Source organism: Parabacteroides bouchesdurhonensis, assembly GCF_900186615.1.
In the GTDB taxonomy this organism is placed as follows: domain Bacteria; phylum Bacteroidota; class Bacteroidia; order Bacteroidales; family Tannerellaceae; genus Parabacteroides; species Parabacteroides bouchesdurhonensis.
Genome location: NZ_LT896588.1, coordinates 3,099,521 through 3,116,963 on the forward strand (window position 1 = coordinate 3,099,521; position 17,443 = coordinate 3,116,963).

The window sequence follows — 17,443 nt, forward strand, 5'->3', positions numbered from 1 at the left end:
ATTTGCTGGCAAAGGTAGCATTTTTCTATTAGAATCCGAAGTCATCCACTTCTACCTTTTTCACCTCTTCCTCTTTAGGTTTCTCAACAAACTTATGTTCCGTGTTTGCTTTTATGATGATAGCGCGCATCGGACGTACCGGGCAGATCGATTCACAACCACCGCAACCGATACATAAATCCGGGTCTATACTGGGGATAGTGAGTGTACCTTCGTATGGAACCATGTGCACTGCTTGCGTAGGACAATGTTCGGAGCATGCTCCGCAATCTGTACCTTCTGTTTTCACAATACAGCGGTTGATAAAGAAAGTGGCGATGCCTACCTGTGTGGTTGCCTTTTCTTCTTTAGTCAGCGGCATTATAGCCCGTGTAGGACAAACATCGGCACATACCGTACATTCGTAATTACAGTAACTGCTCACGTAAGCCAGACGGGGTTTCAGCATGTAATCGAATCCATATTCAAGTCCGGCCGGACGCAGTACCTGACTGGGGCAGCGAACTACACAGATATGGCAGGCTGTACATTTATCCTTAAACCGTTCCAGGCTGATTGATCCCGGCGGTGTGATAGGTGGCCATTGTTCCCGGTTGCAGTTACGGTTACGTTTACGTTCTCTATGGCCCTTTCCCTGACTAACTTCATCAGCCAGTACCGATACAATGGGCATGCTCACTGCAACGGTTGCCGTAGTTGCCAGAAATGTCCGGCGGCTGTTTGCGGAGTAGCTTATGTTGTCTTTTCCGGTTGCCTGAATGGTATCTACGGCTGTTTCTTCCTTTTTACTGAAAGGTTTGAAGCGGTATTGCAAGCCGCCTTTTGCACAGGATGAAATACAGTTAAAGCAATCTACACAGCGTGAAGTATCTACAGTGAGGTCTTTGCTGTTGATGGCTTCGGCTTTGCAAGTATGTTCACAGTTGCCACAATGCGTACAAGCATCCTTGTCGAAGGATATGCGGAAGAATGAATAGCGGGATACAAGGCTCAGTAAAGCGCCTACCGGACATAATGTGTTACAGAATAGACGTCCGCGGAATATAACGAGTACGATGAAGACGAGCAGTGCGGCAATAGCGGCTATAAGGCCGGAAGCGGTAACTGTACTTACGGTTACATGATATAATGAATAGTTGTCCATTTTCATCAATAAGTCTGCCAGAATATTGTTTCCCCACATAACAACCGGACGGAATAAATTGGTTGCTATACGTCCGAAGTTGCTGTATGGATCGAGCAACATGGCCAATCCCATAAAGCCGAATATGCCCAAAACGACCGTAATCAGCAATAACGAGTAACGTAAAACATTTGCAGCTTTATGATATTTGAATCTGCGTATGCCTTTCTTTTTCTTCTTTCCTATGCAAAACAGACGGTTAATAACATCCTGCAATACACCTGCCGGACAAATTACCGAACAGTATATCCGTCCGAATAATAAAGCCAGTACAATTTGGAATACAATAATGCCTGCCGCGCCACATAGCAGAGCCGGCATAAGTTGGATATGCAGCAGGGTATGTACATCGTTCGGTAAAACACCGGCAAAATCTACGAAGAATAGGAGTATAGGTACGAAAAAGAGGATTGCGAGGAATACCCGCAACCCTTTTAAATAGTTATATCGTTTCATGCTTTATATCTTGATACGTTTGATGGTTATCTTATCCAGATCGGTACTTCCCAGCTTAAGATTTTCTCCTTTCTCAAGATGGCTTACCGCTTCCATATCCAATTTTTTAACCTGATTGAATAGCTTTAATGCGGCTGTGTCTATAGCAACAATATTAGGTGAAACTATCAATGACTTTAACACAGCAACATCGGCTGCGCTTTTTCCCTGAGGACCGTTCTGGTGCATGATGCGATAAGCGTCTACAATATTCAATACCGGTTTTTTCTGCCAGGTACAAATATCCGCAATACATTGTTGCAAGTCATTCTGATGGAAGAAGCGGCGATCCCAAACGATTCCCATATAGTTCTTCATGGCACATGTCATCTTTGCACCGCCATGATTCTTTAATACAGGAACATTAATCCATACGTCTGCTTCAACGAGCGCTTCGTGAATCTTTGCGCTCTTTAGATTTACACCGTTAGGGATGGAAACCTCCTTGTAGTATTTTTCGTCGTTACCCGGCATAATGATGCCTCCGGCCTCTTTTACGGCTGCGGCAATGCCACTGGTTTCATAGCATTTCTGCCAGTTGTCGCATGTATGGTCAAATACGGTCACTTTTTCGGCTCCGGCAGCCAGACATTTTTGTACTAATGCTTTTACTAGTTTAGGATTGGTATTTCCCGCCATTTCGGGAGAACGATCCCAGCCAATATTGGGCTTGATAACTACCTTTTGTCCTTTTTTTACATATTTACCGATTCCGCCCAGGGTTTCTATTGCTTTGTCGAGCATTACTTCCGGTTCGCCGCCCATTACGGCAACCATGTCGGGGATTTGTTCTACAGCAACAGTATTAGTGATTAAAGCCGCTTGTAGGCCTTCAAAATTTAATGAAAGAGCAGCACCTGCTACTACACTGGTCTTTAAGAAATCGCGACGCTTCATCTTATTTACTAATTTAGAATATTTCGAAACAAATGTAATAATTATCTGATAATAGATTATCTTTGATAGCAAAAAAATGGCAAAATATGATCTTAAACACTTATCTATCACTAACATCGTTTGTGAAAGGGTGGAAGAGTAATACCGAAAGTCCCACCTTTGTTTTACCGGCGATAAACCTCATACATGCCTTACCTTTCAATGAATATGAATACGGTTTATCCCTTCTCCGTAAATCGATTGGCTTACATGAACAAAGAATGAATATTCCTTTGGAGAAAAGTAAGCAAATGATACCTTTTTTCCGTGATAACAGGCGGATGTTGGTAGGTCCTGAAATGGAAATCTATATAATTTCGCTGTATGAAAGTGATAAGCAACCGTTGCGTATGCCTGTAACAGAAGCTCCATTGATAAAACTATCATTTGATTATGAGCAGTTAGCAGAACATTGCCTTCTGGAAAATTTATATTTGATCCGTTGTAAATACGATGAAAAGCAAATGCTGGATATATTTGTACAACAAATGGAGCGTGAATATGATAAGTTTTTCTACGACGACGAACATACAGGCTTTACTGCCGATTCCCGCTTTTATTCTATGCTTTGCAACGCATGTATGGAGGTAAAGAACTCGTCGGAAAAAGATGAAAAAGAATGGAATCTGGCATTATTCCGTCATCCTGCGGAAGCGGAATACGGCTTTATAGACGGGAAACTCACGCCATTTTCGTCTGTTTCCATTCCGCCAACCTGTATAAAAAAGGTTGCCATGATGGATAGGGAGAAGGATATTTTATCTTTTAGTGCATTGGCTGGTTTTCTGCAAAAGAACGGATTGGCACCGGAAATATATCTGGAGGGATTAATTGAAGATTGAACTGCTTAAAAGAATCCATCCGAAAGCAATTTTGTTCCATGCCGGTGGAACAAACGTTTCATCCCGATGGAACAAGTGTTTCATGCTGGTGGAACTTTTGTGAAACAAAATGCTGCTTTTTAAAAACACAATAATATGAAAACTCTATCTAACGAACATCTGATTATTAAGGTTGCCGGGCACGGAGCGGAACTTTCAAGCATTGTTTCCAAAGCAACCGGCAAAGAATATTTATGGCAGGCCGATCCTGCCTTTTGGAAACGTCATTCGCCCGTGTTATTCCCGATTGTAGGCGGCGTATGGAATAATGAATACCGGCATCAGGGAACGGCCTATACGCTTACGCAACATGGCTTTGCAAGGGATAACGACTTTACGTTGGTTTCGGAATCGGATACGAAAATATGGTTTCGGTTGGAATCTAATGATGCAACGCTAAAAGTATATCCGTTTCCGTTTGTGCTGAAAATAGGTTACAAGTTACATGGAAAGAATATCGATGTAATGTGGTCGGTAAAAAACACAGGAAAAGACGACATGTATTTCCAGATAGGCGCTCATCCGGCCTTTTACTATCCTGGCTATAATCCGGATGAAAAGGAAAGAGGTTATTTTGCATTCGATAAGAAAGACGGACTGGAGTATATATTGATTTCGGAAAAAGGATGTGTTTCGTTGGATACCTTTTCGTTGGATTTGGAAGACGGTTTACTGCCTGTTGATGTCCATACTTTCGACAAAGATGCCCTCATCTTTCAGAACAGCCAGTTAAAGAAAGTGGCATTGCTTGACAAGAATAAGAATCCATACATTACGTTGCATTTTACAGCTCCGGTAGTAGGACTGTGGTCTCCGCCTGCCAAGAACGCGCCTTTCGTTTGTATCGAACCCTGGTACGGGCGTTGTGACAGAGCACACTATGACGGAGAGTTTAAAGATAAAGACTGGATGCAGCATTTGGCATCCGGCAAAACGTTTGATGCTTTTTATACGATAGAAATAGAATAATGGCTGGTGGGTAAAAGTTGTTTTTGGAATAAATGACTACCTTTGCCGCAACTAATTTTATCAAACGTTCATTACCATGGATCAAAATACTGCATCGCAAATTCTTACATTGATTCACCGAGAGGTTATACCTGCTATTGGTTGTACAGAACCTGTTGCTGTTGCCCTGGCGGCGGCTAAAGCTGCCGAGACTTTGGGAAAGAAACCTGAAAAAATAGAAGTGTATCTGAGCGCTAATATTTTGAAGAATGCAATGGGAGTGGGGATTCCCGGAACCGGTATGGTTGGGCTGCCTATTGCCATAGCATTAGGTGCTCTGATTGGTAAATCGGCCTATGGACTGGAGGTTTTGCGAGACCTTACACCGGAAGGCCTGGAAGCCGGAAAGGGTATGGTGGATAGTAAATGTATCCACATCGCATTGAAAGAAAATGTAGATAAACTATATATCGAGATTCATTGTTTTGTCGGAAATGATTCGGCAAAGGTGATTATTTGCCATGAACATACACATATAATATATGTAGAAAAGAACGGAGACGTTTTATTGGATGATCGTATTTCCGGTGCTTCTTCAGAAGAATCTTGTCCGGATAATGACCTTCGTCTGTCATTCTCTACCGTTTACGAATTTGCGACAGAGATGCCTTTGGATGATATCCGGTTTATTCTTCAAACAGCAGAGTTCAATAAAAAGGCGGCAAAGGCTTCCATGGAAGGAAACTACGGGCATACCGTATGCAAAACCGTGTCGGGCGCTCTCGGAAAGAAATATTTAGGAGAATCTACCTATACGCATATGCTGGCAATGACAGCTGCTGCCTGTGATGCCCGCATGGACGGGGCTATGATTCCGGTTATGAGTAATTCCGGTAGTGGAAATCAGGGAATAGCGGCAACGTTGCCCGTGCTATCGTTTGCGGAAGATATTAACTGTACGGAAGAGCAATTAATACGTTCGCTGATGTTAAGCCATCTGATGGTAATCTATATTAAACAGAGTTTGGGGCGTTTATCCGCTCTTTGCGGATGTGTCGTTGCTGCAACCGGAGCGAGTTGCGGCATCACGTGGCTGATGGGAGGGAACAAAACACAAATATCATACGCCATCAAAAACATGATAGGTAATATAACCGGGATGATTTGCGACGGCGCTAAGCCTAGTTGTGCCATGAAAGTTTCGAGCGGAGTTTCTACCGCCATGCTGTCTGCTTTGATGGCTATGGAAAATAAAGTAGTAACCTCCGTAGAAGGTATTATTGATGAAGATGTAGATAAATCTATCTCTAATCTGACGGCCATCGGGTCACGCGGCATGGAAACGACGGATAAACTGGTTTTGGATATAATGACCGGAAAGTCTCATTGAGAAAGAACCGATGCCCGTCATACGTTTATAAACAGAAACTATGACCTCATAGACAATGTCTATTAACATTTACAATGTATTATAAAAGATTTGCTAAAACAATGTTATAAATTTGTACACTAAATCTAAAACAATCAATATTATGCGTAACACTATTCTTTGTAAAATGGCGGCATTGCCTGTCGGATTGTTTGTTCTGGCGTTTTTAACGCAGAGCTGTACGTCCGAGTATAAGAAATATGCCGGCGATGAAGCCAAACAAGTCGCATCCATTATCCGTGAAAACGGTTGCTTGCAATGCCATGCGGCAAATGCAGCCCTTCCTTTTTATGGTAAGCTTCCGCTGATAGGTCCGGTGGTTAAAGCTGATATGCTGGAAGGTACACGTTATTTGGACCTTACTGCTATGGTGAATGCTTTGGAAAACGGACAACCCGTTTCTGAGGTAGATATGGCAAAGGTGGAAAATACGGCCCTTAGCGGAACAATGCCTCCGGTAAAATACTATACAATGCCGATGCACTGGGGTACAAATCTGGATAGTGAAGAAAGGGCGGTTATTATTTCGTGGGCGAAGAGTGTTCGTAAAAATAACTATACGTCTCCAACGGTTTCGGAAGAATTTATGAATGAACCTGTGCAGCCGCTGATGACTTCTATTCCTACTAATCCGGATAAAGTGGCATTAGGTTTTGCTTTATATCATGACACCCGTTTATCGGGAGATAACACCATTTCATGTTCAACTTGTCACGGGTTGAATACGGGAGGTGTAGATCGTAAGCAATATTCGGAAGGTATAAAAGGACAGTTTGGCGGTGTTAATGCGCCAACCGTATATAATGCCGCTTTGAATTGTTTGCAGTTCTGGGATGGACGTGCCGCCGATTTGAAAGAACAAGCTGCCGGTCCTCCGCTTAATCCGGTAGAGATGGGTAGCGCCTCTTTTGATGAAATCAGTGCAAAGCTGGCTGCTGATAAAGATTTTAGCACTAAGTTCCTGGCTGTATATCCGGAAGGTTTTAACCAATCAACTATAACGGATGCCATTGCAGAATTTGAGAAGACATTACTCACGCCAAGTCGTTTTGATAAATATCTGATGGGAGATAAAAGCGCACTGACAGCCGAAGAACTGGAAGGATACCAATTATTTAAAGACAATAAATGCGCAACATGCCACGTTGGTATGAACATAGGCGGACAGTCATTTGAATATATGGGAATTAAGAATAATTACTTTGATTATCGCGGTACAGGCTTGACGGATGGCGACAACGGAAGATTTGCTGTTACTAAAGATGAAATGGATCGTCATAAATTCAAGACTCCTACATTGCGTAATGTCATGATTACGGCACCATATATGCACGACGGAACAGTCGCTTCGGTAGAAGATGCTATTCGTATTATGCACCAGTTCCAGATTGGTAAGAATATTACAGACCCGGAAATTAAAAAGATTGTAGCTTATCTTAACACGTTGACCGGCGAATATAACGGAGCTTTATTGCAATAACATAAATTAGGAAGTATGCCCTTTCGTCTGACCTATATCCTCTTTTTATTAATTGCCTGTACTGGCATAGAAAAGATGTGGGGACAGGAGGAAGGGCTTGCTTCGTATTATCATGATCGTTTTCATGGCCGTAGAGCGGCCAGCGGTAGAAAACATGATTCTAACGAACTGGTAGCGGCTCACCGGACGTATCCTTTTGGTACTTTTTTGAGGGTTACGAACTTGGCAAATATGAAAAGCGTGATTGTTTGCGTGACAGATCGAGGTCCTTATAGAAAAGGGCGTATTATTGATGTCTCTCCAGAGGCTGCCGAGTTGTTAGAATTCAAAAAGAAAGGTATTACCCGGGTAAGAATAGAGGTCGTTCCCGGTCCGTTGGATTTACGATATTTGGATTTGATTTATCCCAAAGTCCCTTATTTAGAAACAGATTATTTACGCCCGATACCTCCATATAAAATAAAGTTAGGAAAATAGGCTCTAATCAATTTCTAATTTCAATTGAGAATATTCTAACGGAATATACAAGGTTAACCAAACTGTGACTAATACATTTGCTTCCAAAATAGAAAGCAAATGAAAAAACGAATTATCTTTTTACTCTTTTTATTATTTCCTGTTTTTACTGTTGTCTCCCAAAACACACCTATAAACCTTTCATTACAAGACGCGGAAAAACAATTTACAGAACATAACCTGGAGTTGATTGCCGAACGTTATAATATAGATATAGCAGAAGCCCAGGTATTACAAGCAAAGCTATTTGAGAATCCGGTTATTTCGTTGGAGCAAAATGTTTATAACCGTTTAAACGGCAAATACTTTGATGTAGGTAAAGAAGGTGAAGCCGCTGTAGAAATAGAACAACTTATTTACATTGCCGGACAGCGCAATAAACGTATACGTTTGGAAAAACTCAATAAACAAATGACTGTTTATCAGTTTGAAGAAATCCTGCTCACCTTGCGGAGCGAACTAAGAAATAAGTTTATAGAATTATATTATACGCAAAAATCCAAACGTATTTACGATAGAGAAATAGAGTCTTTATCTCAGATTCTGGCTATTTATAAAGAACAGAATGAGAAAGGTAATATTTCTATGATGGAGAAAACGAGAATACAAGCTTTGCTTTTTTCCATACAACAGGAACGTAATGACGTAGACAATCAAATCATAAGCCTGCAAGGTGATTTAAAGCTTTTGATGGGGTTGAAGGGAGTAGAAACATTCCAGCCTGTATTTGATGAATCGATCTTGTCACAGATTAATCTGGCATTTATTCCTTTCGCAGATTTAAACGCGAGACTGTATGAACGTCCCGATGTTAAGCTGGCTCAAACGAACATACAAATTTCGGAAGCTGACGTGAAGTTACAGAAATCATTGGCATTTCCGGAAGTGAGTATTAAAGGTATGTATGACCGGGCAGGGAATTTTATTAATAATTACTTTGCTGTTGGCTTGAATGTTTCTCTGCCGATATTTAACAGAAACCAAGGTAATATTAAAGCTGCGAAAATATCTGCTTTACAGAAAAACCAACGTGAAATATATATTAAGCAACAAGCCGAGAAAGAGCTTTTCACAAGTTATTCCCGACTGGAAAAAGCATTGAAATTATATCAATCGTCTAATTCTGATTTAGAACATGACTTTGAAATAATCATGGAAGGTGTTAACGTGAATTTCCGCAAACGAAATATTAGCCTTTTAGAGTTTGTGGACTATTATGAGACTTATAAAGAATCCTGCTTACAGCTTTACCAAACGAAGAAAGAAGTTTTTCTGGCTATGGAAGACGTAAATACTGTAACCGGAAGTACCATATTTAATTATTAAAAAAGTATTTGTCGATATGTCTAAGAATTTTATAGCATTAACCTTGTTGCTTCTATGGCTTGTTTCGTGCAGAAATACAACGGTAGAACAGACAGAGGAATCAAAACATCTGTTTTTAAATGACAGTCTGAGAACAATCGTATCATTGGATACGGCGATTATGACTAAGGTAAGCAATGAATTAATTCTGAATGGTCGTGTAACCTTTAATCCGGAAAAGGTTGCTCATGTATATCCTATTTTTGGTGGAACAATTACGGATATTAATATAGAATTGGGCGATTATGTACGGAAGGGAGATGTCTTGGCAGTTATTCGTAGTAGTGAAGTTGCAGACTATGATAAACAAAAGAAAGAAGTAGCCCAACAGCTTGTCATTGCCCGTCGTAACCTGGAAGCGACAGAAGATATGTTCCGTAGTGGAATGTCTTCGGAACGGGACTTGTTGCAAGCCAGGCAGTCGTTACTTGAAATAGAAGCAGAACAAAAGCGTCTGGATGAAATCTATTCTATTTATAGTCTGACAAACAATTCGACCTATCAGGTGAAGTCTCCTGTATCCGGATTTGTTGTGAGTAAAAATGTAAATTCCAATATGCAAATACGTTCTGACCAGAGTGATGAAATATTTACAATTTCCGGTTTGGATGATGTATGGGTAATGGCTGATGTGTATGAAGGAGATATTAGTAAAGTAAAAGAGGGAGCTTCTGTCCGGATTACGACATTAGCTTATGATGACAAGGAGTTCTTTGGAGAAATTGATAAAGTTTATAATATGTTGAATGATGCCAGTAAGACAATGAATGTACGTGTCAAACTGAAAAACGATAATTATATGCTAAAACCGGGAATGTTTACCAACGTATATGTGCAATGTAAAGTAGAAGGACAGACAATGCTTCGTATCAATTCTCATGCTGTTATCTTTGAAGATGGGAAGAATTATATAGTACGGGTGTCAAAGGACGGATTACTTGAGATGAAGGAAATTTCCGTATTTAAACAGACTGAAAAATATTGTTATATCGACTCCGGACTTGAAGAGGGTAATATAATAATAGATAATAACGCTTTGCTGATATATAATGCTTTGAAATAAATTTACGATGCATACTTTTATAGATAACATAATAACGTTCTCATTGAAGAATAAATTCTTCATTTTTTTCCTTACAATAATAGCTGTCATAGCCGGTGTCATTAGTTTTATTCATACACCGATTGACGCTTTCCCTGATGTGACGAATACGAAAGTAACAGTCATTACTCAATGGCCCGGAAGAAGTGCGGAAGAAATAGAGAAGTTCATAACTATTCCTATTGAAATAGCAATGAACTCCGTCCAAAAGAAAACGGATATTCGTAGTACGACCTTGTTTGGCCTGTCGGTTATTAACGTCATGTTTGATGATAATGTTGATGATTTTTTTGCCCGTCAACAAGTATATAATTTATTGAACGATGCCGATTTGCCGGAAGGTGTAACTCCGGAAGTTCAGCCTTTGTATGGTCCTACCGGTGAAATATTCCGTTATACGTTACGGAGTGACAAGCGTTCGGTAAGAGAATTGAAGACGTTTCAGGATTGGGTAATTGAACGTAAGCTGAGAGCTGTTCCCGGAGTTGCCGACATCGTTAGTTTCGGCGGTGAAGTAAAAACCTTCGAGGTACGAGTAAATCCGAATCAATTGATTAATTATGGCGTTACGACTTTAGAACTTTACGATGCTATTGCAAAAAGTAATATTAATGTCGGCGGTGATGTTATTACTAAAAGTTCACAAGCCTATGTCGTGCGTGGTATCGGGCTGATTAACGACATTAAAGAAATAGAAAATATAGTAGTAAAGAATATTGAAGGAATTCCTGTTTTAGTAAAGAACCTTGCTACTGTACAAGAATCTTGTTTACCACGCTTGGGACAAGTAGGACGTATGGAGGAAGATGATGTAGTACAAGGCATCGTTGTTATGAGAAAGGGTGAAAATCCCAGTGAAGTAATAGCAGCCCTTAAAGATAAAATAGTAGATATTCAGCAGAATTCTTTGCCGGAAGATGTCAAGATCGTGCCTTTTTATGACAGGGAGAATCTGGTAGATTTAGCAGTTCGCACAGTGACTCATAATTTGGCAGAAGGTATTTTGTTTGTAACATTCATAGTCCTGGTCTTTATGGCAGACTGGCGTACAACGCTAATTGTGTCTATTATTATCCCTTTAGCGTTACTTTTTGCATTCATCTGTCTAAGAACAATGGGAATGAGTGCAAACTTATTGTCAATGGGAGCTATAGATTTTGGTATTATTATAGATGGAGCTGTAGTGATGGTTGAAGGGTTATTCGTCGCATTAGACCGGAAAGCCCGGGAAGTAGGCATGCCTGCGTTTAATGTGATGAGTAAAATGGGAATCATACGCCATACGGCAAAAGACCGTGCTAAAGCGGTGTTTTTTTCCAAGCTGATTATAATCACTGCCCTTGTTCCGATTTTCTCATTCCAGAAGGTCGAGGGTAAGATGTTTAGTCCGTTAGCTTATACATTGGGATTTGCGCTATTGGGAGCATTAGTTTTTACTTTGACGTTAGTTCCGGTTCTGTCTTCCATGCTTTTAAAAAAGAATGTCCGTGAAAAGCATAATCCGTTCTTAGCCTGGATAAATAAAGTATCTATCTCTGTGTTTGATAAATGCCATGTCCATAAGCGGTTAACGATAGGCGTTTCCACATTGGTTGCTGCTGTTGGTTTGTGGTGCTTTACATTGTTGGGAACTGAGTTTTTGCCACAACTGAATGAAGGTTCTATCTATATTCGTGCAACTCTTCCACAAAGTATATCTTTAGATGAATCTGTAAAGCTTGCCAATCAGATGCGCAGGAAATTAACGTCTTATGACGAGGTGAAGCAAGTCTTGTCACAGACCGGACGACCGAATGACGGAACGGATGCCACTGGCTTTTATAATATTGAATTCCATGTTGATATATATCCGGAAAAAAGCTGGAAAAGTAAATTGACGAAAGCTGAACTTATAGAGGAAATGCAAAGCGATCTGGATGTTTATCCCGGTGTGGACTTTAATTTCTCACAACCAATTTCTGACAATGTAGAAGAAGCTGCCAGTGGTGTAAAAGGTTCAATCGCCGTAAAAGTATTTGGTAAAAACTTATATGAATCTGAGAAAAAAGCAGAAGAAATATACGATATTTTAAAAACCGTACAAGGTATAGAAGACATAGGAGTTATCCGGAATATAGGTCAACCGGAACTTCGTATCGAATTGAATGAATCCCGTTTGGCTCGTTACGGGGTCGCCAAAGAAGATGTCCAATCTGTTATTGAAATGGCTATCGGAGGAAAGAGCGCTTCACTTTTATATGAAGACGAACGTAAATTTAATATCATGGTTCGTTATGAATCTTCTTTTCGCAGAAGTGAAAATGAAATAGGAAAAATACTTGTTCCTGCTCGTGATGGTACAATGATACCTATTAAAGAATTGGCAGATATCAGAACTATTACAGGTCCTCTGATTATTTATCGTGACAATCATGCTCGCTTTTGCGCCGTAAAGTTCTCCGTTCGTGGACGCGATATGGGAACGGCTGTTGCCGAAGCTCAGGAAAAAGTAAACAAACAAGTCAGATTGCCGGATGGCTATACATTAAAATGGACAGGTGATTTTGAAAACCAACAACGAGCCAGCAAACGATTGGCTCAGGTTGTACCGGTTAGTATTGCTATTATATTTGTCATTCTATTTGTTTTATTTGGTAATGCCCGCGATGCCGGATTGGTATTGCTCAATGTCCCGTATGCAGCTGTAGGAGGTATTATGGCATTATTGATTACGCATTTCAATTTCTCTATTTCAGCAGGAATCGGTTTTATCGCTCTTTTTGGTATTTGTATTCAAAACGGAGTAATTATGATATCTGATATAAAGAATAATATAAAAGCCAGGTATCCGCTGGAAAACTCTATTAAAATGAGTGTGAAGTCCCGTGTACGTTCTGTTCTGATGACTGCCAGTATGGCGGCTATCGGCTTGATGCCTGCGGCTTTAAGCCATGGAATCGGCTCAGAAAGCCAGCGCCCTCTTGCGATTGTTATTATCGGAGGACTGATAGGTGCCACATTCTTTACTTTATTTGTTTTTCCTTTAATGGTTGAATCTTTTTATCGTCGCATGTTGTATGATAAAAATGGAAAATTGCTGCAACGTAGGCTGTAATAATGTATATTTGCATAAATGGGAAACTAAGTAAATATGGCAAAGATATTATTGGTAGAAGATGAAGTGAATATAGCCTCATTTATAGAACGGGGGTTACAAGAATTTGGTCATGAAGTTTCTGTTGCATATGATGGGATCTCCGGATGGGAGTTAGCTCAAAAAGAAAGCTTCCAACTCTTGATCCTGGATATTATTATGCCAAAACTGAATGGTTTGCAACTTTGTCGCCAATACCGGCAATTGCATGGATATCAGTCTCCGGTAATTATGCTGACGGCTTTGGGCACTACCGATGATATTGTTGGCGGACTGGATGCCGGAGCTGATGATTATCTGGTAAAGCCCTTTAGCTTTCAAGAACTGGAAGCCCGGATTAAGGCTCTTTTACGTCGTTCCGGCAGTGATACGTCCACTCTTGTGCTTCAATGTGCGGATCTTACTTTGGATCCGGCAGGCCATCGTGTAATACGGGGAGACGCCATAATTGATTTAACGGTAAAAGAATTTCGCTTACTCGAATATTTTATGCAAAACCAAGGAGTGGCTCTTAGCCGTATGAATCTTTTGAAACATGTATGGGATAAAGATTTTGATACGAACACAAATGTAGTAGATGTTTATGTAAACTATCTTCGTGCTAAAATAGATAAGGATTTTGAGCACAAACTCATCCGTACGGTTGTAGGAATAGGTTATATGATGGAAGGATGAAAACAGGTAATAAAATAACTTTATTTTATACGCTAATTACAATAAGCGTAATAGCATTGGTTTCGGTTACATTCTATTTTGTATCTACCAATTATATTACACGCCTTTACTATTCTTACTTAACTGAAAAAGCCTATGCGACTGCCGAAAAACATTGGGAGAAAGATGAAGTAGACCCGGAAAGTTATGCCCGCATCCAACAGCGTTATGAAGAGACGCTTCCGGTGGCTACAGAAATATTGCTGAATGCGGACAGTGTGGTTGAGACGCGCGCTGCTTTAACACCATATCTCACGGAAAATCAAATTACAAAGCTTTATGAAGGGAATGTAATAACTTTTAGCCAGGGATTACAAGTCGGAGCTGCGGTTTACTATCCTGACAATGAAGGTAATTTTATTGTCCTTGTTATATCCAGCAACCAGTATGGAGGAGATATACAAAAGCGTATCGGTTGGTTATTGTTTGTATTAATCGTTATTAGCATCATACTTGTTTATTTTGTAGGCAAGCTCTATGCCATTCGCATGGTAGATAGAATAGATGCTGCTTATCAGAGTGAAAAATCGTTTATCAGTAATGCTTCACATGAATTAAACAATCCTTTGACAGCCATACAGGGTGAGTGTGAAATAAGCCTTTTGAAAGAACGTACGCCGGATGAATACCAAGCCGCCCTAAAACGTATAGCCTCTGAAACTAAACGGATTATTCAGCTAATGAAACATTTGCTTTTCCTTTCTCACGGAGATAAGGAGATACTGAAAAATGCAACCGAAAGAGTTTATCTGGCGGATTTCCTCTCCCAGTTCGCATCCAATCGTGTGTGCTTCTCAGCAGATGATTATAGCCTGGCCATTGATGCTAATCCTTATTTATTAAAAATAGCGATCAGTAATATTATTAGTAATGCTTGTAAATACTCCGGTAATGAAATTGTTGACATGCGTCTTCATGATAATATCTTAGAAATAGAAGATCAGGGAATAGGTATTCCAGCGGAAGAACTGAACCGTATATATCAGCCGTTTTTCCGAGCCAGCAATACACGTGAATATGCGGGACATGGAATTGGATTGGCTCTTTCATTACGTATATTAAATACATATGGGGCAAAAGTTCGTATAACCTCCATCCAAGATAAGGGAACTAAAGTGAGCATAGAATTTTGTCGTATATTCTGATATATAAATATAGGCGTTTTTAATTCCTTTCGGAAGAAATTAAAATTTCTCTCGGAAGGAATTTCTTTTTCTTCCGAATGTACTTCTTTTAAACATTTGCTATCTTTACTTAGTTATTATAAAAAATGAAATATATGGCATGTAAGATTGCATTTTTCGGAGCTAAACCGTATGATATAGCATCGTTCGATAAAATTAATGAACGATATAACTACGATATTCGTTACTTCAAAGGACATTTGAACAGTAACAATGTTGTACTTACTCAAGGCATGGACGTAGTCTGTATCTTTGTGAATGACACGGCAGATGCCGCTATTATAGACGCGCTGATCGCTAATGGCGTAAAGTTATTGGCTTTACGTTGCGCAGGTTTTAATAATGTGGATCTGACAGCCGCTAAAGGTAAATTGCCGGTTGTTCGCGTACCTGCTTATTCTCCGTATGCTGTAGCAGAATATACATTGGCGATGATGCTTTCGTTAAATAGGAAAATTCATCGTGCTTATTGGCGTACGCGAGATGGAAACTTCTCACTGAATGGCTTGATGGGATTTGATATGCACGGTAAAACTGCCGGTATTATCGGTACAGGAAAGATTGCGAAGATATTAATCCATATATTGAAAGGGCTAGGTATGCACATCCTTGCCAACGATTTATATCCTGATGAAAAGTTTGCAGCAGAGGAAGGAATTAAATACGTATCGTTAGATGAATTGTACAAACATTCCGATATTATATCCCTTCACTGTCCGTTGACGGAGCAGACCCGTTATATTATTAATGACGATTCTATCTCTAAAATGAAAGAGGGTGTGATGATCATCAATACCGGACGTGGTCAGCTGATTCATACGAATGCTTTAATCGAAGGTTTGAAAGAAAAGAAGATTTCCGCTGCCGGATTGGATGTATATGAGGAAGAAGGTGATTATTTCTACGAAGATAAATCCGATAAGATTATTGACGATGACGTATTAGCCCGCTTACTTTCATTCAACAATGTTATTGTTACATCTCATCAAGCGTTTTTTACAAAAGAAGCTATGCATAACATTGCGGAAACTACTTTAAAAAACATTGAAGATTTTAGAGAAGGACGTACTCTTGTCAATGAAGTAACGAAGTAATTCGTAAAACAGACTACTATTTATCGCTGATTTACTATATTTTTGTAGCCATTGTCCGGTGTGAGCCAGGCAATGGCTTTCTAATAATACGAATTATGAAAATAGACAATAAGACCGGGTTAGTATTGGAGGGTGGCGGTATGCGTGGCATATTTACGGTAGGAGTATTGGATTGTTTTATGGATAATGACATTCGTTTTCCTTATACAATTGGAGTATCTGCCGGAGCAAGTAACGGTATATCGTATGCTTCGTGGCAACGTGGACGTTCACGGTTCAGTAACATTGATTTGTTGGGTATTTATGACTATATCGGTCTTCACCGTTTCTTGCAGGGACACGGATATATCGATCTTGATTTCCTTTTTTATACTTATCCTGATAAATATTTTTCTTTCGATTATAAAACCTATTTTGAGTCTCCGGATCGTTTTGTTGTTGTTACAAGCAATTGTTTGACAGGTAAAGCCGAGTATTATGAGGAAAAAAAAGATTCCAAACGCTTGCTTGATATTGTAAGAGCGTCATGCTCACTTCCTGTTTTGTGTCCAATCGCTTATGTGGACGGAATACCGATGGTTGATGGCGGCGTTTGCGATGCTATTCCTGTTCGCAGGGCAATAGAAGACGGATATGAGAAAAATGTTATCATACTTACACGGAATAAAGGATATAGAAAGAAGAATAAGGACTTTTATCTTCCGGGATTTATCTATAGGAAATATCCGACTATCCGAAAGCAACTAAAATTACGTTATCGCTATTATAACGAAATACTGGATTATATTGATAATTTGGAAGAAGCCGGTAAGGCCATTGTAATCCGTCCTCAGAATCCTATCCAGGTAGGACGTACGGAGCGTGATACAAAGAAGTTGTCAGCCTTGTATGATGAAGGCTACGAATGCGGTAAGAAGTTTGTAAAATTGCATGAAAAAGAAAAGCCACTATATAAATAGCAGCTTTTCAACGATACGTTTAGT

Annotated in this window: 14 protein-coding genes; 12 read left to right on the forward strand and 2 right to left on the reverse strand. The window is 39.9% G+C overall.

Features of this window, described 5'->3' with window-relative positions:
* Nucleotides 1-28 precede the first annotated feature (28 nt).
* Both C1721_RS13400 and C1721_RS13405 read right to left on the reverse strand, forming a co-directional pair.
* Entirely contained in the window at nucleotides 29-1,639 is a 1,611-nt protein-coding gene (locus C1721_RS13400; RefSeq protein ID WP_102408739.1) for a 4Fe-4S binding protein, read from the reverse strand.
* Nucleotides 1,640-1,642: 3 nt separating this feature from the next.
* A complete protein-coding gene (locus C1721_RS13405; protein ID WP_102408740.1) occupies nucleotides 1,643-2,575 on the reverse strand; it encodes a DUF362 domain-containing protein in 933 nt (310 codons plus the stop codon).
* An 86-nt stretch (nucleotides 2,576-2,661) separates the two neighbouring features.
* On the opposite strand from C1721_RS13405, the gene C1721_RS13410 reads away from it, so the two are divergent.
* The 12 genes from C1721_RS13410 (at nucleotide 2,662) to C1721_RS13465 (ending at nucleotide 17,419) form a co-directional block, all read left to right on the forward strand.
* Complete coding sequence (locus C1721_RS13410; protein WP_102408741.1) at nucleotides 2,662-3,456, forward strand: hypothetical protein; 795 nt, start codon at nucleotides 2,662-2,664, stop codon at nucleotides 3,454-3,456.
* A 135-nt stretch (nucleotides 3,457-3,591) separates the two neighbouring features.
* Nucleotides 3,592-4,464, forward strand: a complete 873-nt coding sequence (locus C1721_RS13415) for an aldose 1-epimerase family protein (protein ID WP_102408742.1) — start codon at nucleotides 3,592-3,594, stop codon at nucleotides 4,462-4,464.
* Nucleotides 4,465-4,540: 76 nt separating this feature from the next.
* A complete protein-coding gene (locus C1721_RS13420) occupies nucleotides 4,541-5,833 on the forward strand; it encodes an L-cysteine desulfidase family protein (RefSeq protein WP_102408743.1) in 1,293 nt (430 codons plus the stop codon).
* Between the two features lie 142 nt (nucleotides 5,834-5,975).
* On the forward strand, nucleotides 5,976-7,352 hold the full coding sequence (locus C1721_RS13425; RefSeq protein WP_102408744.1) for a cytochrome c peroxidase: 1,377 nt from the start codon (nucleotides 5,976-5,978) through the stop codon (nucleotides 7,350-7,352).
* 15 nt (nucleotides 7,353-7,367) lie between these two features.
* Nucleotides 7,368-7,829, forward strand: a complete 462-nt coding sequence (locus C1721_RS13430; protein WP_102408745.1) for a septal ring lytic transglycosylase RlpA family protein — start codon at nucleotides 7,368-7,370, stop codon at nucleotides 7,827-7,829.
* Nucleotides 7,830-7,928: 99 nt separating this feature from the next.
* Nucleotides 7,929-9,194: a TolC family protein gene (locus C1721_RS13435; RefSeq protein WP_102408746.1), complete on the forward strand. Its 1,266-nt coding sequence runs from the start codon at nucleotides 7,929-7,931 to the stop codon at nucleotides 9,192-9,194.
* A 16-nt stretch (nucleotides 9,195-9,210) separates the two neighbouring features.
* Nucleotides 9,211-10,296, forward strand: a complete 1,086-nt coding sequence (locus C1721_RS13440; RefSeq protein WP_102408747.1) for an efflux RND transporter periplasmic adaptor subunit — start codon at nucleotides 9,211-9,213, stop codon at nucleotides 10,294-10,296.
* A 7-nt stretch (nucleotides 10,297-10,303) separates the two neighbouring features.
* On the forward strand, nucleotides 10,304-13,429 hold the full coding sequence (locus tag C1721_RS13445; RefSeq protein ID WP_102408748.1) for an efflux RND transporter permease subunit: 3,126 nt from the start codon (nucleotides 10,304-10,306) through the stop codon (nucleotides 13,427-13,429).
* Between the two features lie 36 nt (nucleotides 13,430-13,465).
* Entirely contained in the window at nucleotides 13,466-14,143 is a 678-nt protein-coding gene (locus C1721_RS13450) for a response regulator transcription factor (protein ID WP_102408749.1), read from the forward strand.
* On the forward strand, nucleotides 14,140-15,327 hold the full coding sequence (locus C1721_RS13455) for a sensor histidine kinase (RefSeq protein ID WP_102408750.1): 1,188 nt from the start codon (nucleotides 14,140-14,142) through the stop codon (nucleotides 15,325-15,327). The genes C1721_RS13450 and C1721_RS13455 overlap by 4 nt, the downstream gene beginning before the upstream one ends.
* Before the next feature lie 134 nt (nucleotides 15,328-15,461).
* A complete protein-coding gene (locus tag C1721_RS13460) occupies nucleotides 15,462-16,460 on the forward strand; it encodes a 2-hydroxyacid dehydrogenase (RefSeq protein WP_102409471.1) in 999 nt (332 codons plus the stop codon).
* Nucleotides 16,461-16,555: 95 nt separating this feature from the next.
* Nucleotides 16,556-17,419: a patatin-like phospholipase family protein gene (locus C1721_RS13465; RefSeq protein ID WP_102408751.1), complete on the forward strand. Its 864-nt coding sequence runs from the start codon at nucleotides 16,556-16,558 to the stop codon at nucleotides 17,417-17,419.
* The last annotated feature ends 24 nt before the right edge of the window (nucleotides 17,420-17,443 follow it).